Origin of the sequence: Kitasatospora sp. NPDC059599, assembly GCF_042735125.1 — a bacterium.
Taxonomy (GTDB): domain Bacteria; phylum Actinomycetota; class Actinomycetes; order Streptomycetales; family Streptomycetaceae; genus Kitasatospora.
Window position 1 is genome coordinate 20,996 of sequence record NZ_JBHWCL010000066.1, and the last position, 26,338, is coordinate 47,333.

Sequence of the window (26,338 nt, forward strand, 5' to 3'; positions counted from 1 at the left end):
CGGCGATGCGTCGGCGACGGCGTCCGTGCCCAGGCCGGCGGCAGCGCCGCCGCAGCACCCGGCGCCCCGTCCGCACCAGGTCGACGACTTCCCGCGGTCGCTCCGGCACCGCCCGGCGTCGCTGCCGGAACGCTCCGGCGCCACCGTGGAACAGGCGCCGGACCAGACGGCCGACCAGGCCCCCGGTCGAGCTCCCGACCAGGCCCCGGACCAGGCCCCCGACCAGGCCCCGGACCGGGCTCCCGAGCAGGCCCCGGACCAGGGCGCCGAGGCCGACCGGTCGGACGCCGACCCGGGCACCCCGGACCCGGCGGCCCCCGGCGACGCCGCGGCGCCGGACGCCGTCACGGCCGCCTCCGGGCAGGCCGTCGCGGCCGTCGGCATCCCCCTCGTCCTGCCCGCGCGCTGGCAGGACGCCTCCACCACCCAGCTCCCGCTGGGCGTCGGCCTGGGCCTGATCGGCTGCGGCCTGGGGCTGATCGGCCTGAGGCTGCGGAAGGACTGACCCGCGGAAGGACTGACCTGCGGAAGGACTGACCTGCGGGAGGACCGACCCGCGGGATGGCCGGCCCGCGGACGGGGAGCCGCCGCGGGCCGCGGCGCGCCGGAGGGGGTGGAGGTTCGGTGCGGGTTCCGTGGGCGTGGGCGGGGACGGGCGGTCGGTGCGCGGGCCGCGTGATCTGAGTACCCGTACGGATTCCCGCGCGGCGCGCGGAGGCGTACCTTCGTCACGGGTGGCGCAGGACGGCGGGACGAACGGGGGCTTCCGCCCGACCAACCCCAGTGAGAGAGAATGTTGTTCATGACGAATCCGATGAACGAGCGCTCGTCGCAGGAGCCCTACCAGGCGGCCGGCGGGCAGCCGCAGGACGGCCAGAAGGTGCTGATCGTCGGACCGGACGGGATGCCGGTGGGCCCGGGGTTCACCGCCCCGGTGGGGGACGACGACGGCGACGTGCCGCGTGAGCTCCCGGTGACCGAGATGGTCGAGCAGCCCGCCAAGGTCATGCGCATCGGCAGCATGATCAAGCAGCTGCTGGAGGAGGTCCGGGCGGCTCCCCTCGACGAGGCGAGCCGGGCCCGGCTGAAGGACATCCACGCGAGCTCGATCAAGGAGCTCGAACTCGGTCTGGCCCCGGAGCTGGTCGCCGAGCTGGAACGGCTGTCGCTGCCGTTCACCGAGGACAGCATCCCGACCGAGGCCGAGCTGCGGATCGCCCAGGCCCAGCTGGTCGGCTGGCTGGAGGGCCTGTTCCACGGCATCCAGACCGCGCTGTTCGCCCAGCAGATGGCGGCGCGGGCCCAGCTGGAGCAGATGCGCCGGGCGCTGCCGCCGGGCCTGCACGGAGGGGACCAGGACGAGGACGAGCCGGGCCACGGCCGCGGCATCCGCTCCGGTCCGTACCTGTAGCGGTACCCGCCGGTGCGGCCGGGCGGTCCGCCGGACCGGACGTACCACGACGATCCGTCCCGGGCCGTGCCGCCGGGATCCGGAGCCGCCCGCCCGGGCCCCGGAACGGCCCTGGGCCGATCACCGTCGGCGCGAGCCGATACCCTGACCCCTGTCGCAGGCCGGTCGAGCCGCCGCGACAGGGGTCCGCCGGGCCAGCGGGCCGGGCCCACCACGCACGGCCGAGACCGAACGTCACGGATGCGGCAGCACGCCCGCGCCGAGGGGGAGCAGAGGACCATGAGCGAGCACGGCAACGCGGCGGTCGAGGGCTTCTCCCTGGGCAACGGCCGCTATGTGCTGCAGCGGCTGCTGGGCGAGGGCGGCATGGCTTCCGTGCACCTCGCCTACGACAGCGTGCTGGACCGGCAGGTCGCGCTGAAGAGCATGCACAGCGAGCTGGGCCGGGACGACTCGTTCAAGGAGCGGTTCCGCCGCGAGGCCCAGGCGGTGGCCCGGCTGGAACACCCGAACATCGTCACGGTGTACGACAGCGGCGAGGACGTCGCCCCGGACGGCTCCAGCACGCCGTACATCGTCATGCAGCTGATCGACGGCCAGGGCCTGCGCGAGGCGATCAACGAGGCGATCGGCCAGTACGGCGCGATGCCGACCGAGGCGGCCCTGCGGGTCACCGTCGGCGTGCTGAACGCGCTGGAGGCCTCGCACGACATGGGCCTGGTGCACCGCGACATCAAGCCCGGCAACGTCATGTTCGACCGCAAGGGCAACGTCAAGGTCATGGACTTCGGCATCGCCCGGGCGCTGGAGTCCGGCGTGACGTCGATGACCCAGACCGGCATGGTGGTCGGCACCCCGCAGTACCTCTCGCCCGAGCAGGCGCTCGGCAAGCCGGTGGACGCCCGCTCCGACCTGTACTCGGTCGGCGTGATGCTCTTCGAGATGATCACCGGCCAGCTGGTCTTCGACGGCGACTCGGCGTTCTCGATCGCCTACAAGCACGTCCAGGAGGAGCCGCCGGCGCCCTCCACGCTCAACCGCTCGCTGCCCCCCGAGGTGGACGCCTTCGTCGCCCAGGCGCTGCGCAAGGACCCGGCGCACCGGTTCCAGAGCGCGGCGGCGATGCGGGACGAGGCGGAGCGGCTGATCGAGGCCGCCAAGGGCGGCGGCAGCGGGCACAAGCTGCAGGCCAGCACCCCGCTGGTGATCAACGAGGGCCCGCGTTCGGTGCACGCGGCCCCGCAGGCCCCGCAGGCCCCGCACACGCCGCAGCCGCAGTACCTCCAGCAGGGGCAGCAGCAGCAGTACCAGACCCCGCCGTCGGCCTACCAGACCCCGCGTCCGCAGGCCCCGCACACGCCGCACCCGCAGTACCTCCAGCAGGGGCAGCAGCAGTACCAGACCCCGCCGCCCGCCTTCCAGGCGCCGCGTCCGCAGGCCCCGCACACGCCGCACCCGCAGTACCTCCAGCAAGGGGGGCCGCAGCAGGCGCACACCCCGCCGCCGCAGCAGATGCCGCCGTACCAGCAGCCGAAGGCGCCCGGCGGCGGAGGCTGTTCGACGGTCGTGGTCGTGGTCGGGATCATCATCGGCGTGCTGGTGCTCGCGGGCATCATCATCGCGATCGTGGTCGACAACGCCGACAAGAAGACCGGCGGCAAGTTCAGCCACGCCGACCGCCCGGCGAACGTGCTGGTGGTCGACCTCCCGGCCGACCGGAATGGCCTGCTCTGACGGTTTCCGGCCGGTTCGGGCATGCCACGTGCGCTTCCCGGAGGCGGTAGCGTTCGGGGAATACGTAAGCGACAGGGCACCGCGATCCGAGCGAACGCCCGGGGCGAGGAGCGATGGCACAGACGCAGCAGCCGGACGACGACGCGGGTGCCCGAGCGGCCGGCCGGACCGGCGGGACGCCGAGGATCCCGGAGCCCGGCAGCGAGGCCGCGACCTCGGCGCTGCCGCCCGCCTTCGGCGCCGGAGGCCCGCACACCCCCGGTCGCGGCAGTGCCGCACCGCTGGGCACCGTCGGTGACGGCCGCTACCGGATGACCCACCGGCTGGGCCGCGGCGGCATGGCCGAGGTCTTCGCCGCCGAGGACGTGCGGCTGGGCCGCACCGTCGCCGTCAAGCTGCTGCGCGGCGAACTGGCTCAGGACGAGGTCGCCCGGCTGCGCTTCACCCGCGAGGCACACGCCGTCGCGGCGCTCAACCACCACTCCATCGTCTCGGTCTACGACACCGGCGAGGAGTACGTCGGGGACGAGTCCACGCCGTACATCGTGATGGAGCTGGTCGAGGGCCGGACCGTCCGCGAGCTGCTGGCGGACGAGGACGCGCCGCCGGTCGACCAGGCACTGATCATCATCGCCGGGGTGCTGGAGGCGCTCGCCTACAGCCACCGGCACGGCATCGTCCACCGCGACATCAAGCCCGCCAACGTGATCATCACGACCACCGGCGCGGTCAAGGTGATGGACTTCGGCATCGCCCGGGCGCTGACCGGGGGCGCCACCACGATGACCCAGACCGGCATGGTCATGGGCACCCCGCAGTACCTCTCGCCCGAGCAGGCGCTCGGCAAGCCGGTCGACCACCGCTCCGACCTGTACGCGGCCGGCTGCATGCTGTTCGAACTGCTCACGCTGCGTCCGCCGTTCACCGGCGACACCCCGCTCTCGGTGGTCTACCAGCACGTCCAGGACCCGCCGGTGCCGCCCTCGCAGGCCAACGGCCGGGTGCCGGTCGGCCTCGACGCGTTGGTGCTGCGCTCGCTCGCCAAGAACCCGGACGACCGCTTCCAGGACGCCGACGAGTTCCGCGCCCACCTGCAGCACGCGCTGCGCGAGATGCACGGCGCCGCCGGGGCCGGCTGGGTCGGCGCGGCCGGCGACACCGGTGCGACCCAGGTGCTCCGGCCGGACCAGGCGGCGGCCACCGCGGCCTTCGGTGTGGTCCACCCGGGCGACCAGACCTCCGCGCTGCCCTACCCGGGCGGGAACGGCCCGCACACCCCCGCCTCGTCCTACTCGGCGGCCGGCGGCGGGTACGGCGGTGGCGACGACGACGGCCACGACGACGGGTACCGCCGGCGGCGCGGGCCGTGGGCCTGGGTGGCCGGCGGTATCGCCGTGCTGGTCGCGGCCGGTGCCGGTATCGCGATCGCGCTCAACGGCGTCGGCAACGACGTCACCAGGGACCACGTGCTGCCCCCGACCCCCGCGCCGGTGGTCAGCACGCCCGAGCCCACCACGCCGGCCCAGAGCGGGCTGCCGAGCCCGCAGCCCTCGCTCTCCAACAGCAAGAAGCCGCAGCAGCCGACCGAGCCCGGCAACAACAACAGCGGCAACAACACCGGGAACAACGGCACCAACATGTCGCCGTCGCCGGGTTCGGGCAAGCACACCATGACGCCGTCGCCGACGACGACGCCCAGTCACACGTCGTCGATGTCGGCGTCGGCGAGCTCGACCGGCGGGCCGACCGGAGGGACGACGCCGACCTCGGGCGGCGGTGGCGGCACGCCCAGCAACCCGCCGCCGAAGCCGGACCCGAAGCCGACGGGGACGCAGACCCCCTGACCCGGTCAGTTGGCGAAGGCGTCCAGGACCTGCTCGTACTCCTGGCACCACCACGCCAGCTGCCCGGCCGAGCCGGGGTAGAGCGGGTCGGCCCGGTGGTCGGCCCGCTGGTAGCGCCACTGCAGCATCCAGAAGTCGTTCAGCCGCTCCCACCACACCCGGTGGGCGGCTGCGGCCAGGTGCTCGGCGGTGGCGGCGCCGGAGGCCCGGTAGGCCTGTGAGTAGCGCCGGACCCGGACCAGGTCCAGGACGCCGGACGCCCGGTCGTTGAAGAGCAGGGTGGCGGCCCGGACGGCCTCCTCGGCGCGCGGCTGCGGCCCGAGCTTGTCCCAGTCCAGGACGGCGCTCACCCGCCCGCCCGCCGGGCCGTCGTCGTACAGCAGGTTGAGGCCGTGGAAGTCGCCGTGGGTCCAGCCGGTGGGCGGGGCGGCCAGCGGGACCGGGCGGCGGTGGGCGTGCTCGGCGAGCAGTTCCAGCCGTTCCGTGAGCCGTTGCTCGACCAGCGCGTCCAGTTCCCCGTGCGGGCGGTGCGCACGGGCGCGGCCGCGCAGGTCGCGGGCGAGGTCGGCGCTGTCCGCGGGGTCGGCGCTGCGGTAGCCGGCGGGCGGATCCAGGGGGGCGCAGATGTCGTCGAGCGCGCCGTGCAGCCGGCCGAGCAGCGCGCCGAGCGCCTCGCACTGCGGGAGGTCGAGCTCGCTGCCGTGCCGGTGCCGGCCGTCCGTCCACGGGAACAGCGCGAACAGCCGCCCTCCCCAGCCGGCCACCGTGCCGGACCGTTCGGCGCAGGCCAGCGGGGGTGCGACGGGCAGTCCGAGGGTGTTCAGCGCGGCCATCGCGCGGTGGTGGGCGAGGATCTTCGGACGGCTGGCGGTGGCGGTGTCGACGTAGCACTTCAGGAAGTACGAACCGGCCTCGGTGGTGACCCGGTACCCCCGGTTCAGCAGGCCTTCGGCGACCGGTTCGGCGGTCGACAGGCGCCCCACCCGGTAACGGGCCAGGACCTCGGCGAGCGCGGTGTGCGGGACGGGCGGACTGAGGGTCCCCATCGGCGGTGCGGAGAGGTCGGGACGGGCCGGGGCGCAGGCGAGGGTCTGGCTGAAAGTCACAGCCAGAGGGTATGGCCCCTCAGCGGGGGTCCTTGACAAACCGTCAGGACTGTGCAGCCCTGGGTCAGTACTGGTGGTCGGCCTGGTGCCGCGCCACGAAGGCGGCCGCTTGGGTGCGTCGCTCCATGCCCATCTTGGCGAGCAGACTGGAGACGTAGTTCTTCACCGTTTTCTCGGCCAGGTGCAACTCGTTGCCGATCTGACGATTCGTCATCCCCTCGCCGATCAGGTCGAGGATCCGCCGCTCCTGCTTGGTGAGTTGGGACAGTCGCTCGTCCTCCTTCTCGCCGCCGTCGCGCAGTCGGGCGAGCACCCGGCTGGTGGCGACCGGGTCGAGCAGCGAGCGGCCGGCCGCGACGTCCCGGACCGCGGTGATCAGGTCGGTGCCGCGGATCGCCTTCAGGACGTAGCCGGAGGCGCCGGCCATGATCGAGTCGAACAGCGCCTCGTCGTCCGAGAACGAGGTCAGCATCAGGCACTTGATCTCCGGCAGCCTGGAGCGGACCTCGCGGCAGACCTCGACCCCGTTGCCGTCCGGCAGCCGGACGTCGAGCACCGCGACGTCGGGGTGCACCGCAGTGATCCGGGTGATCGCCTCGGCGGCCGTCCCGGCCTCGCCGACCACCTCGATGTCGTCCTCGACCGAGAGCAGGTCGTGCACGCCCCGCCGGACGACCTCGTGATCATCGAGCAGGAATACCCTGATTCGTCCGTTATCAGCCACGTCCAAAGCCTCCCATATCACCGTAGGAAAGACCTATCGCTCGCACCGGCGTAAAGACGTGATCCGGCCAGACCCATCCGAAACCGATACCGAGAACCCCCTTACGTACGGGCGTCCGCCCGGATAACGTGCGCTGGTGTCCTGAAGGCGCTCGGATTGAGAGCTGCGTCACGTCGCCCGTCACCCCCACCCTTCCGACGGCGGTCCGAGCGCGGCACCCTCGGGGTTGTAGGCCCTGAACAAGTAGGACGTCCTAGCGCAAGCGCGCCAGGGGCGGACGCTGGGTAACGTTCTCGTGAGGGACGCCGTCGGAACAGGATCACCACCTGCCCCGCAGTAGGTGCGCACACCCACGCGCGCCCCGCGAGGCGGTGACCGGACCGGTCACCGGCGACCCCGGGCGGCCGGACAGACCGAGGAGTGAACGTGACCGTCAAAAGCACGGCGAGGGCTCGCAAGAAGGCGGCCCCCGCTGTTCCTGACACCCTCCGCGCCACGGGTAAGGACGCCCAGCCGGAACTCGTCCAGCTGCTCACGCCGGAAGGCGAGCGTGTCGAGCACCCGGACTACCCCCTCACCACCACTCCCGAGGAGCTGCGCGCCCTCTACCGCGACCTGGTGCTGGTGCGCCGGTTCGACGGCGAGGCCACCGCACTGCAGCGCCAGGGCGAGCTGGGCCTGTGGGCCTCGCTGCTCGGCCAGGAGGCCGCCCAGGTCGGCTCCGGCCGTGCCATGCGCACCGGCGACTACGCCTTCCCCACCTACCGCGAGCACGGCGTGGCCTGGTGCCGCGACGTCGACCCGCTGAACCTGCTCGGCATGTTCCGCGGCGTGAACCACGGCGGCTGGGACCCGAACGAGAAGAACTTCCACCTGTACACCATCGTGATCGGCTCGCAGACGCTGCACGCCACCGGTTACGCGATGGGCATCACCAAGGACGGCGCCGACGACGCGGTCATCGCGTACTTCGGCGACGGCGCCTCCAGCCAGGGCGACGTCAACGAGGCCTTCACCTTCGCCTCGGTCTACAACGCGCCGGTCGTGTTCTTCTGCCAGAACAACCAGTGGGCGATCTCCGAGCCCACCACCACCCAGACCAAGATCCCGCTGTACCGCCGCGCCTCCGGCTTCGGCTTCCCCGGCGTCCGGGTCGACGGCAACGACGTGCTGGCCTGCCTCGCGGTCACCCGCTGGGCGCTCGACCACGCCCGCAACGGCAACGGCCCGGTGCTGATCGAGGCCTTCACCTACCGGATGGGTGCCCACACCACCTCCGACGACCCCACGCGCTACCGGCACGCCGAGGAGACCGAGGCCTGGAAGGCCAAGGACCCGATCACCCGGCTCCGGGCCCACCTGGAGAAGGAGGGCCTGGCCGACGAGGAGTTCTTCGCCGCCGTCGACGCCGAGAGCGAGAAGCTGGGGCTGCGGGTGCGCGAGGGCGTGCGCGGCATGCCGGACCCGGACCCGACCCTGATCTTCGACCACGTATACAGCGAGCCGCACGCACTGGTCGATGAGGAACGGGCCGAGTACGTCGAGTACGCGGCGTCCTTCGAGGCGGGGGAGAACCTCTGATGGCCGGTCAGCTGAGCATCGCGAAGGCGCTGAACGGGGCGCTGCGCAAGTCGCTGGAGAACGACCCGAAGACCCTCCTCATGGGCGAGGACATCGGCAAGCTCGGTGGCGTCTTCCGGATCACCGACGGCCTGCAGAAGGACTTCGGCGAGGACCGGGTGATCGACTCCCCGCTCGCCGAGTCCGGCATCGTCGGCACCGCGATCGGCCTGGCACTGCGCGGCTACCGCCCGGTGGTGGAGATCCAGTTCGACGGCTTCGTCTACCCGGCCTTCGACCAGATCGTCTCCCAGCTGGCGAAGATGCACGCCCGCGCGCTCGGTCACGTCAAGATGCCGGTCACCATCCGCATCCCCTATGCGGGTGGCATCGGCGCGGTCGAGCACCACAGCGAGTCGCACGAGGCGTACTTCGCGCACACCGCCGGTCTGCGCGTGGTCACCCCCTCCAACGCGCACGACGCGCACTGGATGCTGCGGCAGGCGATCGAGTCCGACGACCCGGTCATCTTCCTGGAGCCCAAGCGCCGCTACTGGGACAAGGGCGAGGTCGGTGACGCCGCCGACCTGGGCATGCACGACGCCCGGATCGTCCGGCCCGGCACCGACGCGACGCTGATCGCGTACGGCCCGATGGTCAAGGTCTGCCTGGAGGCCGCCGCGGCCGCCGAGGAGGACGGCCGCCGGCTGGAGGTCGTCGACCTGCGCTCGCTCTCCCCGGTGGACTTCACCACCCTGGAGGAGTCGGTCAAGCGCACCGGTCGGGCCGTCGTGGTGCACGAGGCACCGGTCTTCCTGGGCATGGGCGCCGAACTGGCCGCCCGGCTCACGGAGAAGTGCTTCTACCACCTGGAGGCACCGGTTCTGCGGGTCGGCGGCTACTACGCGCCGTACCCGCCGTCCCGCGTCGAGGAGGCCTTCCTCCCCGACCTGGACCGCGTGCTCGACGCCGTCGACCGCGCGCTCGCGTACTGATACCGGGGAGCGAAGATGACCACCGAAGTTCGCTCGCTCCGCGAGTTCAAGATGCCCGACGTGGGCGAGGGCCTCACCGAGGCCGAGATCCTCAGCTGGTACGTCAAGCCCGGTGACACCGTCACCGACGGGCAGGTCGTCTGCGAGGTGGAGACCGCCAAGGCCGCGGTGGAGCTGCCCATCCCGTTCAACGGGGTGGTCGAGGCGCTGCACTTCCCCGAGGGCGCGACCGTCGACGTGGGCACCGTGATCATCTCGATCGCGGTCGCCGGGGAGGCGGGCGCCGCGGCTCCGGCCGCCCCCGCAGCGGTCGCTCCGGCCGCCCCGGCCCCCGCCGAGGAGGCCGAGCCCGAGCGCCGCGAGGTGCTGGTCGGGTACGGCCCGCGCACCGGCGGCAGCCAGCGCCGGGCCCGGCGGACGACCACCACCAAGGTCACCGCGGCCACGCCGGCCCCGGCCGTGCCCGCTCCGGCGGCTCCGGTCGCTCCGGCGGCCCCGGCTGCTCCGGCGCTGCCGGTCGACCTGCCCGCCGGGGAGCGGCCGTTGGCGAAGCCTCCGGTCCGCAAGCTGGCCAAGGACCTGGGTGTCGACCTGCGCGCGGTGACCCCCACCGGCCGGGACGGCGTGATCACCCGCGAGGACGTGCACGCGCACGCCGCGGCCCAGGCCGCTCCGGCGGCGCCGGCCGCCCCCGTGGCCGAGACCGCCGCGGCCGTCGTGGCCGAGCCGGTCGTGGCGCCGCTGCCGGTGTCCGGCACGGGCGATGTCCGGGTGCCCATCAAGGGCGTCCGCAAGGCGACCGCGCAGGCGATGGTGGCCTCGGCCTTCACCGCCCCGCACGTCACCGAGTTCGTCCAGGTCGACGTGACCCGCACGATGAAGTTCGTCCGCCGGCTCAAGGAGAGCGGCGAGCTGGGCCGGGACGTCCGGGTCAGCCCGCTGCTGCTGGTCGCCAAGGCGCTGCTCACCGCGGTGAAGCGGCACCCCGAGGTCAACGCCCAGTGGGACGAGGCGGCCCAGGAGATCGTCATCAGGGGCCAGGTGAACCTCGGCATCGCCGCGGCCACCCCGCGCGGCCTGATCGTCCCCAACATCAAGGACGCCGGCGCCAAGACCCTCTCGGGGCTGGCCGTGTCGCTCGGCGAGCTGGTCGAGACCGCCCGCCAGGGCAAGACCTCGCCGGCCGACATGCAGGGCGGGACGATCACCATCACCAACGTCGGCGTCTTCGGCGTCGACACCGGTACCCCGATCCTCAACCCCGGTGAGGCCGCCATCCTCGCCTTCGGTGCGGTCCGGGAACTGCCGTGGGTGCACAAGGGCAAGGTCGTCCCGCGTCAGGTGACGACGCTGGCGCTCTCCTTCGACCACCGCCTGGTGGACGGGGAGCTGGGCTCCAAGGTGCTGGCCGACGTGGCCGCCCTGCTGGAGTACCCGAAGCGCCTGATCACCTGGGGCTGACGGCCCGCAGGTCCTGAGTGACGACGAAGGGGCCCCTCTTCCGCACCGCCGTGCGGAGGAGGGGCCCCTTCGTCCTTCCCGTTCGTCGACTAGCGCTGGGGACGGAGTCGGCGGACGGCGATCAGGGCGCCGGCTCCGAGGGCGAGGAGCACGGCGGAGGAGAGGGCGAGGAAGGTGTTGGTGGAGGAGGCGCCGGTGTGCGCCAGCTCGGGGGTGCCGGCCGGCGCGGTGGTGGCCGGGGTGGTGGTGGCCGGGATCTCGGCCGGGGTGGCGGGAGCGGCGGCGGGGGCCTTGGCGGGCTCGGCGGCCTTGGCGGGGGCCTTGGCGGGGGTCTTGTCGGCGGCGGGCTCGGCCTTCTTGGTCTCCTTGGCCGGGGTGGTCGGTGCGGGCTTGGCGGGCTTGGCCGGGGTGGTCGGCGCGGGCTTGGCGGGCTCGGCGGTCCGGGCGACGTGGAAGGTGTGGCTCTCGCCGATCTCGTCCGGGAAGCCGGGGGCCGCGGCGACCAGGCCGACCTGGAGGTCGGCCAGGTCCTTCGGCGCCTTCGCGGAGATACCCACCCGGAACATGAAGTTGGCGGCCCGGCCGTTCTCCAGGCGCGCGGTGGTGGTGGCGGGGGAGTTGACGGTGAAGAGCGTCGGGTCGCAGCCGTGGCGGAGGCCGACCGGCTTCCAGCCGCCGGCGGTGGCGACCTCGACCGTGAGGTCCTCGCTGCGGAGGCCGCCCTTCGGGTTGAACAGCGCGAGCGCCGCGGAGACGTTCTGGTACGGGGCGCCGGTGAAGTTGGTGACGCCGACGCCGATCTCGACCTTGGCGCCGCCCGCGGTGATGGTCTGGCCGTCCGGGGTCATGTGGAAGTCGATGCTGTAGTTGCCGTCGTGCTTGGCGGTCGGGGCGGCAGGGGCGGTGACGGCGGTGGTGCCGCCGACCTCCTCGCCGCAGGCCCAGGCGCTGTCGGTGGCGAGGAACTGGATGCCGCCGGCGAGGACGGTGGTGGCGGCGAGGACGGCGATGCGGCGGCGGCCGGAGAGCGCGCGGTCGTTCTTCGCAAAACGGGTGATAACGGGCGTGCGCATGACGTGACTCCCCAGGGTCATGTGACTGACGGTGTGTGGTGTGAAGGTGACCGGCCCCGCTCCTGTCGAGCGGAAGCGCCCCCCGGCTCTGCCGGTCTCGCTCTCCGTGCCTTCATCTGTATGGACGCGCATCCCCGGCGGGGGTTGCAGGTGGTTCGAGGTTTTTTTTCGCCCGAGGGGGCCGAGGTCCGTTCGGCCCCCTCGGATGGCGGTCAGCGCCGGTCAGCGCTGGTGGCGGAGCCGGCGGACGGCGAGCAGGACGCCGGCCCCGAGGGCGAGCAGGGCGGCGGAGCTGACGGCGAGGAAGGTGTCGGTGCCGGACGCGCCGGTCTGGGCCAGCTCGGGGGTGCCGGCGGGCGCGGTGGTGGCCGGTGCGGCGGTGGGGGTCGCGGCGGGCGCCTTGGCCGGGGTGTGGTCGGCGGCCGGCTCGGCGGCCTTGGTGGGCGCGGGCTTGGCGGGCTTCGCGGGCTCGGCGGGCTTCGCGGTCCTGGCCGGGGTGGTCGGCTTCGCGGTGGCGGTGGGCTGCTGGGGCTTCGACGCGGGGAACGACACGGACATGGTTTTGAAGACCCACGGCGCGTGCTCGCCGCCCTCGGTGTTCGCCGCGAGGCCGACCCGGATCTCGTGGAGGTCGGCGGGGGCCTTGGCGGAGAGGCCGACCCGGAAGGTGAAGTGGGCGGCCCGGCCGTCGGCCAGGGGCTCGCTGTGCTTGCCGACCGCGTAGAGGTTGGGGTCGCAGCCGCGTACGAGGGAGACCTTCTCCCAGCCCTTGGGGCCGCCCACCTCGACGGTCAGGTCCTGCGTGCGCAGCGGCGCGCCCTTCTCGTTGTAGAGCGCGAGCGCCGGGGTGACCGCGCGGTACGGGGCGCCGGTGAAGTTGACGACCTCGACCGGGATCTCGACCTTCGAGCCGCCGGCCGTGATGGCCAGGGACGGCGTCATGAAGAACCCGTTCTCGACCGTGCCCTTGTGCTGGACGGCCGGGGCGGTCTGGGCGGTGCGGGTCGACGTGGCCGCCACGTCCGGTGCGCCGCAGGCCCAGGCGCTGTCGGTGGCGAGGAACTGGATGCCGCCGGCGAGGACGGTGGTGGCGGCGAGGACGGCGATGCGGCGGCGGCCGGAGAGCGCGCGGTCGTTCTTCGCAAAACGGGTGATAACGGGCGTGCGCATGACGTGACTCCCCAGGGTCATGTGACTGACGGTGTGTGGTGTGAAGGTGACCGGCCCCGCTCCTGTCGAGCGGAAGCGCCCCCCGGCTCTGCCGGTCTCGCTCTCCGTGCCTTCATCTGTATGGACGCGCATCCCCGGCGGGGGTTGCAGGTGGGTTCAAAAACTTTTTCGGGAGCCTTCGCAGGGGTGCTTCGGGATACTGCCGGGATGACGGATGAGCTGACGATCCGACCGGAGACGACGCCGGTCGAGAGCGGGGAACGTCGGTCGCTGCGGCGGGACGTGTCGGGGCCGGCGCTGCTGGCCGGACTGGTGTGCGTCGCGGTGTCCTTCTCGGGACCGCTGGTGGTGGTGCTCGCGGCGGCGTCCGCCGGCCGGCTGGACACGGCGCACACCGCGTCCTGGATCTGGGCGGTGGCGATCGGCAGCGGGGTGAGCGGCTTCGCGCTGAGCTGGTGGACCAGGACACCGGTGATCACCGCCTGGTCCACCCCCGGGGCCGCGCTCCTGGTGACCAGCCTGGGCGACTACCCGTACCGGGAGGCCGTCGGGGCGTTCCTGGTGAGCGCGGTGGTGGTGGCGCTGTTCGGGGTGACCGGCTGGTTCGGCCGGCTGATCGCGGCGGTGCCGGTGGGGATCGTGAACGCGATGCTCGCCGGCATCCTGTTCTCCTTCGGCGCCGGGATCTTCGGCGCCGTGCACAGTGCTCCGGCCCTGGTGCTGGGCAGCTTCGCGGCCTTCCTGCTGGCCAAGCGGTTCGCGCCGCGGTACGCCGTGCCGGTCGCGTTGCTGGTCGGCGGCGTGCTGGCGGCGCTCACCGTCGGGCTGTCACCGCACCTGGGGCAGGGCGGGCCGACCGTGCCGGTGCTGACCGTGCCGGCCTTCTCCTGGTCGGCGCTGGTGGGGCTGGCGCTGCCGCTCACGATCGTCGCGCTGGCCTCGCAGAACGCGCCGGGCCTCGGGGTGATGCGCGCGTTCGGCTACCGGGCGGACGACCGGCTGCTGATCGGTTCGACCGGTGCGGTGTCGGTGCTGATGGCGCCGTTCGGCTCGCCGGGGGTGAACCTGGCGGCGATCACGGCGGCGATCTGCTCGGGCCCGGAGGCCCACCCGGACCCGCGCCGCCGGTACGTCGCGGGGATGTCCTCGGGCGTGCTGTACGTGCTGGTGGGCAGCTTCGGCGGGGTGCTGGTGAGCCTGTTCACCGGGCTGCCGAAGGAGCTGATCGCGGTGATCGCCGGGGTCGCGCTGCTGGCCTCGCTGCAGGGGAGCCTGGCCGCGGCGGTCGCGGAGGAGCGCGGACGGGACGCGGCGGTGGTGACCTTCCTGGCGAGTGCCTCGGGGATGAGCCTGTTCGGGATCGGCTCGGCCTTCTGGGGACTGCTCTTCGGGCTGGGCACCCATCTGGTGCTCGGCTTCCGGAAGCGCTGAGGCGGCGGCGGGGGATCGCTGAGGGCGCGGCGGCGGATCGCTGAGGGCGGGGTACCGGGAGCGCGGCGGGATCCGTACGGGGGAACGGTGCCGGGGTCGCGGGCGGAAACGGTGCCGGGGTCGCCGGGCGGAACCGGTGCCGGAGCCGTGAGGGTTGATGATTGGTATGACCCGCACGGCTGGGAGGATGCGGATCGTTCGGCCAGGTCGGTGACATTTGCGTCCGCCGGTGGGGGCGACACGCCGGTCCGGGTACGTCTCCGCTCCACCACCCGGGCGACGCCGGGTGACCGGAACCCCGAGGACGCACCCGTATGCCGTCTGGCAACCCTGGCCGTCTCGTTCGGAGTCTGGCCGCGCTCGTGCTGGTGTCCACCGCCCTGCTCCCCGCCGCCCTGGAACTGGCCGGCCCCTCGCCGTTCGGCGTGATCGGGCCGGGGGCCCCCGCCGACCGGGCGGTGCCGCCGCACACCGCGCTCCGCGCCGACCAGCGGATACCCGCGGCCGCCCCGACCGTCGACATACGCCGCACCGGGGACCCGGCCAACCGGATCACCCTGGTCCTGCTCGGCGACGGCTACACGACCGGCGAGCAGGACCTGTTCCACCAGCAGGCCGACAGGGCCTGGCACGCGCTGATGGACATCGAGCCCTTCCGCACCTACCAGGGCTTCTTCAACATAAGGCGGGTCGAGGTGGTCTCCCCGTCCTCCGGGATAGCCGAGAGCGAGAGCCGCGGCCGCAACCCGGCCACCCCGCTCGGCATGCACTTCTGGTGCGAGGGCACCGCCCGGCTGCTCTGCGCCGACGAGGCCGCCACCGCCCGGTACGCGGGGGACGGCGCCGGGCCGCAGTACCTGATAGCGCTGGCCAACTCCACCGAGTACGGCGGCGCCGGCGGCACCGGGGTGACCACCCTGGCGGGCGGCAGCCAGGACGCCGGGCGGATCATCCAGCACGAGATCGGGCACACCGTGGGGGACCTCGGCGACGAGTACGACAGCGCCCCCGACGACGCCGACTACCCGAACCTCTCCGCCCTCAACGCCGACGACATGCGCAGGAAGCAGACCAAGTGGTGGCGCTGGCTGGGTGCGGTGTCCCCGGACGGCGCCGGCGTCGTCGGGGCGTACCGCAGCGCCAACGGCCTCTACCGGCCGACCCAGGACTCGGTCATGCGGACCCTGGGCAGTGCCTACAACCTGCCCTCGCGCGAGGCGATCATCGAGGAGCTGTACCGCAAGATCCGCCCGACCGACGCCCCGCACCCGGCGCCCGGCGAGGTGACGGGGCGGCCCCGGCTCGACGTCCGGCCGCTGCCGCTGACCGGGCCGCGGCAGCTGAAGGTGGAGTGGAAGGTGGACGGCGTCCCGGTGACACCGCAGTCCGCCGACGGCTCCTGGCTGGACACCGCGCAGCTGGACGTGGCTCCGGGCCGGACGGCCACCGTGACGGCGACCGTCCGGGACACCACCGACTGGGTGCGGGACGAGGCTTTCCGGGACCGCTTCATGACCCGCTCGGTGTCCTGGACCCTGACGGGCTGAAGCGGGCCGCGACCGGGCCGGGGCGTTCGCGTTCCGCAACCGGGCCGGGCCGGGCCGGGTCGGGGCGTCCGCGTTCCGGGGCCGGGCCGGGGTCGGGGAGCCGGGGGAACGCACCGGCGGATCCGCGGGCCCGGGGGGTCGCGGGTGCGCCCCGGGGCGACCGAACCCCGCCCTGGGCCTCCCATCATGGGATGACTAACCTGGTCGCACTATGACCGTGGAGCCCGCCAGTCCAGCAGCACCCCTGTCCGCCTCCGCTCCCCGGCCCGGCGCCGAGCCCCCGGCCGTCCACGAACCCGCCCCCGCACCGCCCGGCGGTCGCGCGGCCTGGCTGGCCTGGTCCGTCGGCGTCAGCGTCTACGTCCTGGCCGTCATCCACCGCACCAGCCTCGGCGTGGCCGGCCTGGACGCCGCCGACCGCTTCGGCATCGGCGCCTCGGCGCTCTCCACCTTCTCGATCCTCCAGGTGCTGGTCTACGCGGCCATGCAGATCCCGGTCGGTCTGCTGGTGGACCGCTTCGGCCCGCGCCGGGTGCTGCTGCTCGGGGTCGTACTGCTGAGCGCCGGACAGCTGGCCTTCGCGTTCAGCTCCTCCTTCGCCCCCGCGCTGGCCTCCCGGGCGGTGCTCGGCTGCGGCGATGCGATGACCTTCATCAGCGTGCTGCGGATCGCCGCCCGCTGGTTCCCGGCGGCCCGGAACCCGTTCGTGGCCCAGCTGACCGGTCTGGCCGGGATGGGTGGCAACCTGGTCACCACCGTGGTGCTGGCGCAGGCGCTGCACAGCGAGGGCTGGACCCCCACCTTCGCCGCGATCGCGCTGCTCGGCGTCGCCGTGTTCGCACTGGTCGCGTTGTTCCTCCGGGAGTCACCGGACCACGGAGCCCCGGAAGCGCCGCAGGCGTCGGCCGCGCCGGCAGCCCCGGTGCGGCCGGTGGAGCGGCGCGACCGGCCGGGCCTCCGCCGACAGGTCGCGGCCTGCTGGCGGGAGCCGGGCACCCGGCTGGGCCTGTGGGTGCACTTCACCACCCAGTTCCCCGGCAACGCCTTCGGCCTGCTCTGGGGCCTGCCCTACCTGGTCGAGGCGCAGGGGATGTCCCGGGCCGGCGCCGGCGGGCTGCTGACCCTGCTGGTGCTCAGCAACATGACCTTCGGCTTCGTCTTCGGGCGGCTGCTCTCCGCCACGGCGCGTGCCCGGATGCCGATCGTGCTGACCGTCATCGTGACCACCGCGCTCGGCTGGGCGCTGGTGCTGTCCTGGCCCGGTGGGCACCCGCCGACCTGGCTGCTGGTCGGGATCATCCTGGTGATGGGCAGCAACGGCCCGGCCTCGCTGGTCGGCCTGGACTACGCGCGCTCGGGGAACCCCCCGGAGCGGCTCGGCACCGCCTCCGGCATCGTCAACATGGGCGGCTTCATCGGCACGATGATCACGCTGTTCGGCATCGGCGTGCTGCTGGACGCGCTCTCCCCGGACGGCGCCGGGTCGTACTCGGCGACCGCCTTCCGCTGGGCGTTCTGCTGGCAGTACGTCCCGCTGGCGGTGGGCGCGGCGATGATCCTGCGGCTGCGCCGGAAGGTCGCGGCGGCCGGGGCGTAGGGTTTCCGACCTGCGGACATGCGCAGGCCCTCGGAATTTCCGAGAGCATGCGCACGCGGCTCAGCGGCCGTACTCGCGCATCAGGTCCGAAATCTGCCGGGCCGTTCCGAGGATCCGCGCGCCGTGCAGCTCCACGGTCAGCGGTCCGTCACCGACAGGGAGCGGTGCAGGTGCCAGGACGAGCATGCGGACCAGATCCACGATCTTGACCTTCGAGCACCGCGGGACGGCCGTGCCACCCCTGATGCCGACCCGCTCGACACTCGGACAGGAGAAGTAGCCGCCGAAGGGCGGGCCGCTGTCGTCCTCGCGTGTCGGTACGTCGAAGCGCATCTCCCCGTGCTTGCAGTGCACGGTCCCGTCGGACCGCGGTAGACCCGGGGCCAACCCTCGCGATCGAGTTCGGCGATGACCTCCACCTGCTGTCCGATCGCCTCGGCCAGGGTCTCCGCCATCCTCCGCTGCTGGGTCGGGACGTCGGTGTCCCCGCGGCGGACGGAGGGCAGGAGGTCGTCGGTGACCCACTCCCGGAACGGCCTGGAAGCGGCTTTGTCCGACCTCATCAGGAGGCCGTACAGACCGGCTTCACTGACGACGCCGAGTAGTGGATTCCCCCGCCGGTAGGCTTTCTGACCTGCGGAAACGTTGTAACCCTTGTTCCGAACAAGGGTTACCGATCGAAGGTCGACGACGAGGTGCTGGTGGGGTTCCAGCACCTTGACGGCGTCCGTCGGGTTGCCGCGGCCGAGGACCCGGCACACGTCCGTCGTGACGAACCACGGCTCCCCGTCGATCATCACGACTCTGATCGGCTGCCCGGTGACCGGGAAGCTCGACCGCACCAGCACCATCGTCCTCTGTTCGTCGTCCACGGGACTGCTCCTCGTTCTTCCGGGTGATGGCAGGACCGCCGGGAACAACGAGGCCGAACAGGTGAGGTGGCTGGTGCCGGGTTGACGCATGGACGCACGAGTGGTGCCGACCCGGCGTGCGGTGGTGCGTGCACGCCGGGTGGTGGGGGCCGGAGCTCAGATGGTGACCGAGAAGTTCGCCAGCACCCGCTCGGCCAGCTCCTTGTCCCCCTCGACGGAGACCGGTCCCGGCCGGCCGCGGCCGCAGGCGAGCCGGACGTACGTCTCCCAGCCCATGGTGAGCTGGACGTCGGGGGCCAGGCTGATCGACTCGTCCACGGTGCAGTGGCCGGTGGCGTCGACCCGGACGGTGCGCAGGAACTCCACCGGGCCGGTGACGTCCAGCACCAGGGCCGTCCCGGCCGGGGCGCCGGCCTTGTTGGCGACGGCCTTGGGCAGCAGTTCCAGCAGGAGGTCCCGGGCGATCAGCGCGGCCGGGGCGTCCAGGTTGCCGGGGGCGTCCAGGGCCCGGCGCAGGTCCTGCTCGTGCGCCCAGACGTCGAAGGCCCGCATCCGCAGCAGCTCGTGGTACGGGACGTCCCGGGCGAGCGGCCCGGCCGGCCAGCGCACCGGCTCGGAGGGCGTCTGCTTGGCGTTCCGCAGCGCCCGGGAGCGGCGGATGATCGTGTACTCCAGCTCGCCGGTCATCTCCAGCGCGGTGTGGCAGCGGCGCTTGTCGACCGGCAGCTCGACGTAGCGGGCGAACTCCGTGGTCACGTGACGGAGGTCACGCGGCAGCGAGTGGATCGGGCGCGGGTCGCCGAGCAGCTCGGACTCGACCGCGATGACGTGTGAGACGACGTCCCGGACGGACCAGCCGGGGCACTCGGTGGCCCGGTTCCAGGAGCCCTCGGGGAGGGGGGCGACCAGCTCCGATATGGACTCGATGCTCTGGGCCCACGCCTCCGTGTAAGCCTGCACGGTCTGGTTGTCCGTCACGGGAATCTCCGGCCCTCCGTCAGCTTCCTTGCCGTCCGCGCCCCGCCGTCACCGCCGACCGGGATGGTCCGGCTTCCGGGCGCGCACGCTAACCGCACGTTACGCTGCCGGGGGACAGCTGGGCAGCGCTTTCGGGTGACGATCGTAGGTCTATTGCCGTGGACGGTGGTACTGTGCGCGCTTCATTGATCCAACTCGCGGTCTCCGACGCCGAGCCGCCCGCCGAGCGGCGGGCCAGGGCGGCGGCGCTGGTCCGGGCGCAGCAGGGCGCCGACCTGGTGGTGCTGCCGGAGCTGTGGCCGCTCGGCGGCTTCGCGTACGACCTCTGGTCGGACGGCGCGGAGGGCCTGGACGGGCCCACCTCGGACGCGATGGCGGCCGCCGCCCGGGCTGCCGGGGTCTGGCTGCACGCCGGTTCGATCGTCGAGCGCGACCCGGACGGGCCGATCTACAACACCTCGATGCTGTTCGCCCCGGACGGCGAGCTGGTGCACACCTACCGCAAGATCCACCGCTTCGGCTTCGACAGTGGCGAGGCGGTGGTGATGGGCGCCGGTCAGGAGATCGTCACCGCGCCCACCGACTTCGCCACGCTGGGCCTGGCCACCTGCTACGACCTGCGCTTCCCGGAGCTGTTCCGGGCGTTGTTGGACGCCGGTGCGCAGCTGCTGGTGGTCCCGGCGGCCTGGCCGGCCCGGCGGCGCGAGCACTGGACGCTGCTGGCCCGGGCCCGGGCGGTGGAGGAGCAGGCCTTCGTGCTGGCGTGCAACACCGCCGGGACGCACGCGGGGGTGGAGCAGGCCGGGCACAGCATCGTGGTGGACCCGTGGGGCCGGGTGCTGGCCGAGGCGGGGACGGAGGAGGAGGTGCTGACGGTCGAGTTCGACCCGGCCGAGGTGGCCGCGGCGCGTGCGGACTTCCCGGTGCTGCGGGACCGCCTGCTGGGGATCCCGGCGCCGGTCCAGCGCTGATCCGGGCCGGGCGGGCGGCGTTCGGGAGGGTTGGTTCGGACCCGGCCCGGGCGGGTTTGAGAAGATGAGCACTCGTCGTGTTCCCGTCGGCCCAAGAGGGCCGGCACGGTAGGACCGCCCGAGGAGGTCGCGCCCATGCCCGTCAACGGCGCAGGCGACGCCCCCCGCCCCGTCATCCAGCGCAACAGCCTGCGCGAGCAGATCGCGGGTGCGCTGCGGGAGGAGATGATGGCCGGCCGCCTGGCGGCCGGCCGCAACTTCACCGTCAAGGAGATCGCCGAGCTGTACGGCGTCTCCGCGACCCCGGCCCGGGAGGCGCTGGTCGACCTCGGCGCGCAGGGGCTGCTGCGGGCCGAGCACCACCGCGGCTTCACGGTGCCCGAGCTGTGCTGGGACGACTTCCTGGAGATCTTCGAGTCCCGGGTGCTGCTCACCGACAGCTTCCACCGCCAGTTCGTCACCCGCCGGGCCCTGCCCGACCTCAGCCGGCTGCCCTCGCTGCACCGCCGGGCCGACGCGGCCGTCCGGGCCGCCCGGGCCGGGAACCTGGACGTGATGGTGGGCTGCGACCGCAGGTTCTGGCAGGAGGTCGCCGGACTGCTCGGCAACCGCCGGATCGCCGAGTACCTGGACTGGCTGCGGGTGCAGTCCTGGATGTTCGCCGCCCCCTACCTGCGGGAGATGCCCAGCCTGGCCGGGGTCTGCTGGGACCGCCACCCGGAGCTGGTCGGGGCGATCGAGGCGCACGACCTGGCCGGCGCGCACCGGATCATCTGCGAGTACAACCTGTACACCGCCCGGCTGCTGGCCGAGCTGGCCGGGCAGCCGCTGGAGTCCGTGACGGTGCTCGGGCTGCTCGCCGAGACCACCGGACCGCAGACGCCGCCGGAGCCGCCGGGCCCCGGCGGGCCGTCGGCCCCGGAGCCCCTGCCCGGGCCCCCGCCGGGACCGGCCGCCGAGCCCGGTGCGGCCCGCGCCGAGCGGCCCCCGCGCGGCGACGAGGTCGGCCGCGAACTGGGCCGTGAGCTGGGACTGGGCCTCGGCCTGGTGCCGCAGCCGCGCTCGGTGCCGTACGGCCGGTTCGGCCGTCGGCTGTCCGCGCCGCCCCCCGAGGCCCCGCAGGGACGGCCCGGCCCGCACGCCGCCCCGGGCCGGTAGGGTGGTCGGGCATCGGACCGGGGGCCCCGCGAAAGGGCCGTCCGGGTACCGACCCCCCCGTCGTCGCCCCGCCCCGAGGGCGATCCCCCGCCGCCCGGAGAGGAACTGCCGGCCATGGCCTGCGACCTCTGGCTCGTCCCGTTGGTGGACGTGCTGAGCCACAGCCCCGACAACCCCTTCCGGGACGATCTAGCCCTCTACAACACGGTGTTGGCCTCGCGCGGGCTGCCCGAGGTGCCGGTCTACGAGTACGTCCCGGGCATCAGCGGCGCGGTCGAGCCGATAGCCGCCTTCGACTACGACTCGCTGCACTTCCTGCGCCGCGCCTTCCTGCTGGGCCTCACCGGTCTGGACATCACCCCGGTCGACGCGCTCGGCGGCGACTACGAGCAGCTGCTGGAGATGTTCGAGAGCAGCGCCGAACAGTCGCACCTGGTCTGGCACTTCGACCACGCGGGTGCGTACGTGCCGGTCGAGTTCGCGGTGCCGCTGGTGGACGACGCGCTGCTGGCCTCCGGCGGCCCGCTCGGCTCCAGCCACGGACTGCTGCGCGAACTGCAGGCCGTGGCACCGGCGCTGGGCATCGACCCGCTCAACCCGCCGGACCCGACCCGGCCGCTCGGCCCGACCGGTCTGGAACAGCCCTTCGGGCCGCCGATCGACGACGTGCACCCCTTCGCCCGGGAGCGGCACGCCTGGTCGGGCCTGTACGCGGCGGCGACCAGGAGCGTCACCCAGGGCTCGATGATCGTCTTCGCGTAGCGCCCGGCCGGCCCGCCCGCCCGCCGACGCCGCCCGCAGTGGCTGCCCGCCCGCGGCGCCCTACCGCAGCGGCCCCTCCGGCGGCCGCTGGCGCGGCATGGTGGGCCGGGTGCCCGGCGGCGGCAGCACCCGCACCTGGGCGCCCACCCCCGGCTCGGAGCGTCCGCCCCAGCTCCCCGGGGTCTGGGTGGGCAGCTGGGTCATCGACGCGCGGAACTCCAGCATCCACTCCGAGGTCTCGGTGCGGACCATGTCGGAGATGTCCTCGCAGAACCGGCGCAGCACGCCCAGGCAGCGCTCGGCGGCCTCGCCCGCGGTGCCCTCGGTGGGGCCGAGCACCTCGCGCACGCACTCCGACGCCCAGTCGAACTGGAAGGCCTCCAGGCGGCGTTGCAGGGCCTGTCCGGTGGAGACGTCCCGCATCCAGCCGGAGGTGAGGCCGAAGGCCCGGTCGGCGCCGTAGCAGGCGGCGGAGAGCGCCAGGCCGACGTAGCCCCAGCCGGTGCCGTGCGCGAAGCCGCCGGCCAGGTCGACCAGCGGGGCGGTCACCCCGCCCACCGCGAAGCCGGCCGTGCCGAACCGCAGCAGGCGCGCCCACCGGCGCTTCCAGACCCGGTCCCGGCGGTACCACTCGATGGCCTCCACCGCCCGCTCCTCGGACCACCGGTAGAGCTCCTCCAGCCGCTCGGCCGGCTCACCCCAGTCCCCGAGCGGGAACTGGCGGGTGCTCAGGTCGGTGTGGTGGCGGGTCGGGGCCCGGCGGACCACGGCGGCGGCGGGCGGGTCCTCCTCGCCGATCTCCTTGCCCCAGGCACTCTCCTCGGGCTGCATTTCCGGCTGGCTCACCTGTGGGGCTCCCTGTGGCGGGCGGGCGGCTGGGTCTGTCGGCGCATCGGCTGACGTGGTGTCTGCCGGTGGTTGTCCAACAGCACTTCTTACCGCCAAATGGCTGACCGTGGGGAAGCTTCCCGGTTGATCGTTACCGGTTTCGGCCATCGGAACCCGAGGTGAGCGGGTTGCGGGGGTCGGCGGGATTTCACCCGTCCGAGCGAGGGGCCGGTGACCCGTGGTCGTGACCCGGACACCCAGCGCGCTCCGGACCCCTCCGGGCTTGGAGGATCCTCCTGGATCGTCGGCGTACGGAGCTCTTCTCCTGGACGATCCGACGGGACCGGAGAGCGGCCTGAACAGGCCACCGACTAGGCTTCCGAGGCGTGAAGGTCCTCGTCATCGGCGGCGGCGCCCGCGAACACGCCCTGTGCCGCTCTCTGTCCCAAGATCCCGCCGTGACCGAGCTGCACTGTGCCCCGGGCAACGCCGGGATCGCACAGGTGGCGACGGTCCACCCGGTCGACCAGCTCGACGGTGCCCAGGTCACCGGGCTGGCCGAGCGGCTCGGCGCCACCCTGGTCGTGGTCGGCCCGGAGGCCCCGCTGGTCGCCGGCGTCGCCGACGCCGTGCGCGCGGCCGGCATCCCGGTGTTCGGCCCGTCCGGCGCGGCCGCCCAGCTCGAAGGCTCCAAGGCCTTCGCCAAGGACGTGATGGCCGGCGCCGGCGTCCCCACCGCCCGCTCCTACGTCTGCACGACCGCCGCGGAGGCCGCCGAGGCGCTGGACGCCTTCGGCGCCCCGTACGTGGTCAAGGACGACGGCCTCGCCGCCGGCAAGGGCGTCGTGGTCACCTCCGACCGCGAGGCCGCGCTGGCGCACGCCGCGTCCTGCATGGGGGCACCTCCCGGCCGTCAGGGCCGGGGGAGCGTGGTCATCGAGGAGTACCTCGACGGCCCCGAGGTCTCGCTGTTCGCGATCACCGACGGCACCACCGTGGTCCCGCTGCAGCCCGCGCAGGACTTCAAGCGCGCGCTGGACGGCGACGAGGGCCCCAACACCGGCGGCATGGGCGCCTACTCGCCGCTGCCGTGGGCGCCCGACGGGCTGGTCGAGGAGGTCCTGGAGACCGTCCTGCAGCCGACCGTGGACGAGCTGCGCCGCCGCGGCACCGAGTTCTCCGGCCTGCTGTACGCGGGCCTGGCGCTCACCTCGCGCGGCACCCGGGTGATCGAGTTCAACGCCCGCTTCGGCGACCCGGAGACCCAGGTCGTGCTGGCCCGGCTCCGCACCCCGCTGGCCGCGGTGCTGCTGGCCTCCGCCACCGGCACCCTGGACCAGCTGGAGCCGCTGCGCTGGGACGAGGGCGCGGCCGTCACCGTGGTCGTCGCCTCCGAGGGCTACCCGGCCGCGCCGCGCACCGGCGACCCGATCGAGGGCCTGGCCGAGGCCGAGGCGGACGGCACCGCGTTCGTGCTGCACGCCGGCACGAGGGCGGGCGAGGACGGGCAGGTGCTGAGCGCCGGCGGCCGCGTGCTGTCGGTCACCGCGACCGGCGCGGACCTGGCCGAGGCGCGCGGGCACGCGTACGCCGCGGTGGACCGGATCTCCCTCAAGGGCGGCCAGCACCGCACCGACATCGCGCTGAAGGCGGCCACCGCGTAGGGGAGTCAGACCGAGCCGAGGCGGATCCGGGATCGCTCCGGGACCGCGTCGGGACCGCGTCGGGACCGCTCCGAGGGCGCTGCGGACCGTGGGAACCAACTCCCATGGACGCAGCGCCCCCGGCGTTTCGGGGCCGGAGCGGCTCCGGGGGCGGCCGTACCGTTCGGCGGACGGATTCCAGCCCATCGAGTGACAGCACCCGCATCCGGCTGACGTAACCACGCGCACGGCCTTATGGTGCGCTGGATCGCAGCGTGCGGGGCTCGCGCGCGGGGGGCGCCGCCGGGTAGCGACGCTGCCGCGGGGGGATGCTGGACGGCGTCCGGCCGGGCGGTCGCCGGGTGCTTCGCACCGGACCGGTCGTCGGCGTCCGGAATCCGGGCGATGTCACCGGGACGAGTGGAAACCGGGGTGATCCGGAACGACCACCCGCACCGGGGCGTCGAAAATGTCAGTAGCGCCACGCAGCATGCACTACCGGGATCGGACGCCTCCGCTTCCCGGTCGGAACCGATCGTTTCGAGTCGGCTCAGGGCCCCTAGCCGGGCACCCGAGGACTCCGAAGGGGGTGCCGCACCGTATGGCCGCTGTCGACACCGCGCGCGCTCACGCCCAGGCGGTCCTGCGGGTCCGAGGCCTCGCCCGGGCCGCCGCCGTCCTGCCCGCCGCCGTGGCGGTGGTCCTGCTCGCGGGCCGGTTCACCGGCAGGATCGGCGCGCCCGGCGCGGCCGACGCCGCCGGCTGGGACGCCGCCCGCTGGGCGGTGGGCGCCGTCGCCGCGCTGACCCTGCTGGTCGCCGGGCTGACCGCCCGCGCCCTGCGCCGGGCCGAGCCGCCCCGGACCCCCGCCGTCCCGCTGGACCGCGCCGAGGCCCCCGAGCTGTACCGGCTGATCGACGAACTCGCCGGCCGGCTGGACGTCCCCGCGCCCTCCGCCGTCGCCCTCACCCCGGACTGCGACAGCTGGCTGGAGGACGTCCCCCCGCCGCGGCGCCCCGGCCCGCTGCGGCCGCACCCCGGTGCGCCCGCGCCGGTGCTGGTGATCGGCTCGCCCTTCCTCTGGTGGATGCGGGCCGGCGAGCTGCGCGCTCTGCTCGCCCCCGTGGTGGCCGGCAGCGCCGCCTCCGCCGACCCGGAGATCGCCGCCGCCCGCCGCTTCCTGCGCAGCCTGGACGCCTGCCTGGACTCCGGCCGGGGTGCCGCCCCCGGTCTCGGCGGCGGCACCCTGGCGGCCCCGCCCCGGCCGCCGCGGCGCGGCCCGGCCGCCCTCGCCGACCGGATCACCCGCCGGATCACCCGCCGACTGCTCGGCGCCTGCCGCGGCCACTCCGCCGAGCTGGAGCGCTCCGTCGCGGCGTGGGCCTCCGAGCAGGCCAGGACGGTCGACTACGGGCTGCGGATCGCCGCCCAGGAACAGGTCGGCCTCGCCTACGCCGGCTGGGACCGGCTGCT

At 73.7% G+C, this 26,338-nt stretch carries 22 protein-coding genes and 2 pseudogenes; 16 read left to right on the top strand and 8 right to left on the bottom strand.

Annotation, left to right across the window (positions count from 1 at the left end):
• Positions 1–145: 145 nt before the first annotated feature.
• From ACFV04_RS22980 to ACFV04_RS22995, 4 genes are all read left to right on the top strand, one after another.
• The gene (locus ACFV04_RS22980) at positions 146–505 is read left to right on the top strand and encodes a hypothetical protein (RefSeq protein WP_380531670.1); all 360 of its coding nucleotides are present in this window, start codon (positions 146–148) and stop codon (positions 503–505) included.
• A gap of 297 nt (positions 506–802) precedes the next feature.
• On the top strand, positions 803–1,411 hold the full coding sequence (locus tag ACFV04_RS22985; RefSeq protein ID WP_360260077.1) for a bacterial proteasome activator family protein: 609 nt from the start codon (positions 803–805) through the stop codon (positions 1,409–1,411).
• A 279-nt stretch (positions 1,412–1,690) separates the two neighbouring features.
• Positions 1,691–3,145, top strand: coding sequence for a protein kinase (locus tag ACFV04_RS22990; protein ID WP_380531673.1), 1,455 nt, complete (start codon positions 1,691–1,693; stop codon positions 3,143–3,145).
• A gap of 113 nt (positions 3,146–3,258) precedes the next feature.
• Positions 3,259–4,989 (top strand): protein kinase, encoded by a 1,731-nt coding sequence (locus tag ACFV04_RS22995; RefSeq protein ID WP_380531675.1) that lies wholly within the window; start codon positions 3,259–3,261, stop codon positions 4,987–4,989.
• 5 nt (positions 4,990–4,994) lie between these two features.
• Here ACFV04_RS22995 and ACFV04_RS23000 read toward each other — a convergent pair whose 3' ends face one another.
• Entirely contained in the window at positions 4,995–6,095 is a 1,101-nt protein-coding gene (locus tag ACFV04_RS23000) for a phosphotransferase (protein ID WP_380337079.1), read from the bottom strand.
• 64 nt (positions 6,096–6,159) lie between these two features.
• Positions 6,160–6,819, bottom strand: a complete 660-nt coding sequence (locus ACFV04_RS23005) for a response regulator (RefSeq protein WP_380337076.1) — start codon at positions 6,817–6,819, stop codon at positions 6,160–6,162.
• 426 nt (positions 6,820–7,245) lie between these two features.
• Between ACFV04_RS23005 and pdhA the strand changes: the two genes are divergently transcribed.
• Genes pdhA through ACFV04_RS23020 form a run of 3 tightly spaced genes read left to right on the top strand, consistent with a single transcriptional unit; the run spans position 7,246 to position 10,835 of the window.
• A complete protein-coding gene (gene pdhA, locus ACFV04_RS23010; protein ID WP_380337072.1) occupies positions 7,246–8,400 on the top strand; it encodes a pyruvate dehydrogenase (acetyl-transferring) E1 component subunit alpha in 1,155 nt (384 codons plus the stop codon).
• Complete coding sequence (locus tag ACFV04_RS23015) at positions 8,400–9,374, top strand: alpha-ketoacid dehydrogenase subunit beta (RefSeq protein ID WP_380337069.1); 975 nt, start codon at positions 8,400–8,402, stop codon at positions 9,372–9,374. Before pdhA ends, ACFV04_RS23015 begins: the two co-directional genes overlap by 1 nt.
• Before the next feature lie 15 nt (positions 9,375–9,389).
• On the top strand, positions 9,390–10,835 hold the full coding sequence (locus ACFV04_RS23020; RefSeq protein ID WP_380531680.1) for a dihydrolipoamide acetyltransferase family protein: 1,446 nt from the start codon (positions 9,390–9,392) through the stop codon (positions 10,833–10,835).
• A gap of 89 nt (positions 10,836–10,924) precedes the next feature.
• On the opposite strand, the gene ACFV04_RS23025 is transcribed toward ACFV04_RS23020, so the two are convergent.
• Both ACFV04_RS23025 and ACFV04_RS23030 read right to left on the bottom strand, forming a co-directional pair.
• A complete protein-coding gene (locus tag ACFV04_RS23025; RefSeq protein ID WP_380531683.1) occupies positions 10,925–11,908 on the bottom strand; it encodes a hypothetical protein in 984 nt (327 codons plus the stop codon).
• A gap of 222 nt (positions 11,909–12,130) precedes the next feature.
• Positions 12,131–13,078 carry a hypothetical protein gene (locus tag ACFV04_RS23030; RefSeq protein WP_380531686.1) on the bottom strand — a complete coding sequence of 316 codons (948 nt, stop codon included), beginning with the start codon at positions 13,076–13,078 and terminating at the stop codon, positions 12,131–12,133.
• Positions 13,079–13,285: 207 nt separating this feature from the next.
• On the opposite strand from ACFV04_RS23030, the gene ACFV04_RS23035 reads away from it, so the two are divergent.
• The 3 genes from ACFV04_RS23035 (at position 13,286) to ACFV04_RS23045 (ending at position 17,653) form a co-directional block, all read left to right on the top strand.
• Positions 13,286–14,509, top strand: a complete 1,224-nt coding sequence (locus ACFV04_RS23035) for a benzoate/H(+) symporter BenE family transporter (protein ID WP_360260090.1) — start codon at positions 13,286–13,288, stop codon at positions 14,507–14,509.
• A 314-nt stretch (positions 14,510–14,823) separates the two neighbouring features.
• The gene (locus ACFV04_RS23040; RefSeq protein ID WP_380337054.1) at positions 14,824–16,056 is read left to right on the top strand and encodes a M64 family metallopeptidase; all 1,233 of its coding nucleotides are present in this window, start codon (positions 14,824–14,826) and stop codon (positions 16,054–16,056) included.
• A 244-nt stretch (positions 16,057–16,300) separates the two neighbouring features.
• Positions 16,301–17,653, top strand: coding sequence for a nitrate/nitrite transporter (locus ACFV04_RS23045; RefSeq protein ID WP_380337217.1), 1,353 nt, complete (start codon positions 16,301–16,303; stop codon positions 17,651–17,653).
• Positions 17,654–17,713: 60 nt separating this feature from the next.
• Here the strand turns inward: ACFV04_RS23045 and ACFV04_RS23050 are convergent, their stop codons facing one another.
• Together ACFV04_RS23050 and ACFV04_RS23055 are read right to left on the bottom strand one after the other, a co-directional pair.
• Entirely contained in the window at positions 17,714–17,986 is a 273-nt protein-coding gene (locus ACFV04_RS23050) for a hypothetical protein (RefSeq protein WP_380531700.1), read from the bottom strand.
• Between the two features lie 227 nt (positions 17,987–18,213).
• Positions 18,214–18,504 (bottom strand): annotated as a pseudogene (locus ACFV04_RS23055) (Bro-N domain-containing protein); the annotation flags it as partial.
• On the opposite strand from ACFV04_RS23055, the gene ACFV04_RS23060 reads away from it, so the two are divergent.
• On the top strand, positions 18,422–18,610 hold the full coding sequence (locus ACFV04_RS23060; RefSeq protein ID WP_380531703.1) for a hypothetical protein: 189 nt from the start codon (positions 18,422–18,424) through the stop codon (positions 18,608–18,610). The pseudogene ACFV04_RS23055 and the gene ACFV04_RS23060 overlap by 83 nt on opposite strands.
• A 71-nt stretch (positions 18,611–18,681) precedes the next feature.
• On the opposite strand, the gene ACFV04_RS23065 is transcribed toward ACFV04_RS23060, so the two are convergent.
• Positions 18,682–19,503, bottom strand: coding sequence for a maleylpyruvate isomerase family mycothiol-dependent enzyme (locus ACFV04_RS23065; protein WP_380337049.1), 822 nt, complete (start codon positions 19,501–19,503; stop codon positions 18,682–18,684).
• Positions 19,504–19,676: 173 nt separating this feature from the next.
• Between ACFV04_RS23065 and ACFV04_RS23070 the strand changes: the two genes are divergently transcribed.
• The 3 genes from ACFV04_RS23070 to ACFV04_RS23080 all read left to right on the top strand — a co-directional run bounded on the left by ACFV04_RS23070 (position 19,677) and on the right by ACFV04_RS23080 (position 22,394).
• Positions 19,677–20,474 (top strand): carbon-nitrogen family hydrolase, encoded by a 798-nt coding sequence (locus ACFV04_RS23070; protein ID WP_360260101.1) that lies wholly within the window; start codon positions 19,677–19,679, stop codon positions 20,472–20,474.
• Between the two features lie 135 nt (positions 20,475–20,609).
• The gene (locus tag ACFV04_RS23075) at positions 20,610–21,632 is read left to right on the top strand and encodes a GntR family transcriptional regulator (RefSeq protein ID WP_380337045.1); all 1,023 of its coding nucleotides are present in this window, start codon (positions 20,610–20,612) and stop codon (positions 21,630–21,632) included.
• Between the two features lie 114 nt (positions 21,633–21,746).
• Complete coding sequence (locus tag ACFV04_RS23080; RefSeq protein ID WP_380337042.1) at positions 21,747–22,394, top strand: hypothetical protein; 648 nt, start codon at positions 21,747–21,749, stop codon at positions 22,392–22,394.
• Positions 22,395–22,454: 60 nt separating this feature from the next.
• On the opposite strand, the gene ACFV04_RS23085 is transcribed toward ACFV04_RS23080, so the two are convergent.
• Complete coding sequence (locus tag ACFV04_RS23085; protein WP_380337040.1) at positions 22,455–23,240, bottom strand: SLATT domain-containing protein; 786 nt, start codon at positions 23,238–23,240, stop codon at positions 22,455–22,457.
• Positions 23,241–23,608: 368 nt separating this feature from the next.
• On the opposite strand from ACFV04_RS23085, the gene purD reads away from it, so the two are divergent.
• Positions 23,609–24,886, top strand: coding sequence for a phosphoribosylamine--glycine ligase (gene purD, locus ACFV04_RS23090; RefSeq protein ID WP_380531693.1), 1,278 nt, complete (start codon positions 23,609–23,611; stop codon positions 24,884–24,886).
• Positions 24,887–25,466: 580 nt separating this feature from the next.
• Positions 25,467–26,338 (top strand): annotated as a pseudogene (locus tag ACFV04_RS23095) (hypothetical protein); the annotation flags it as partial.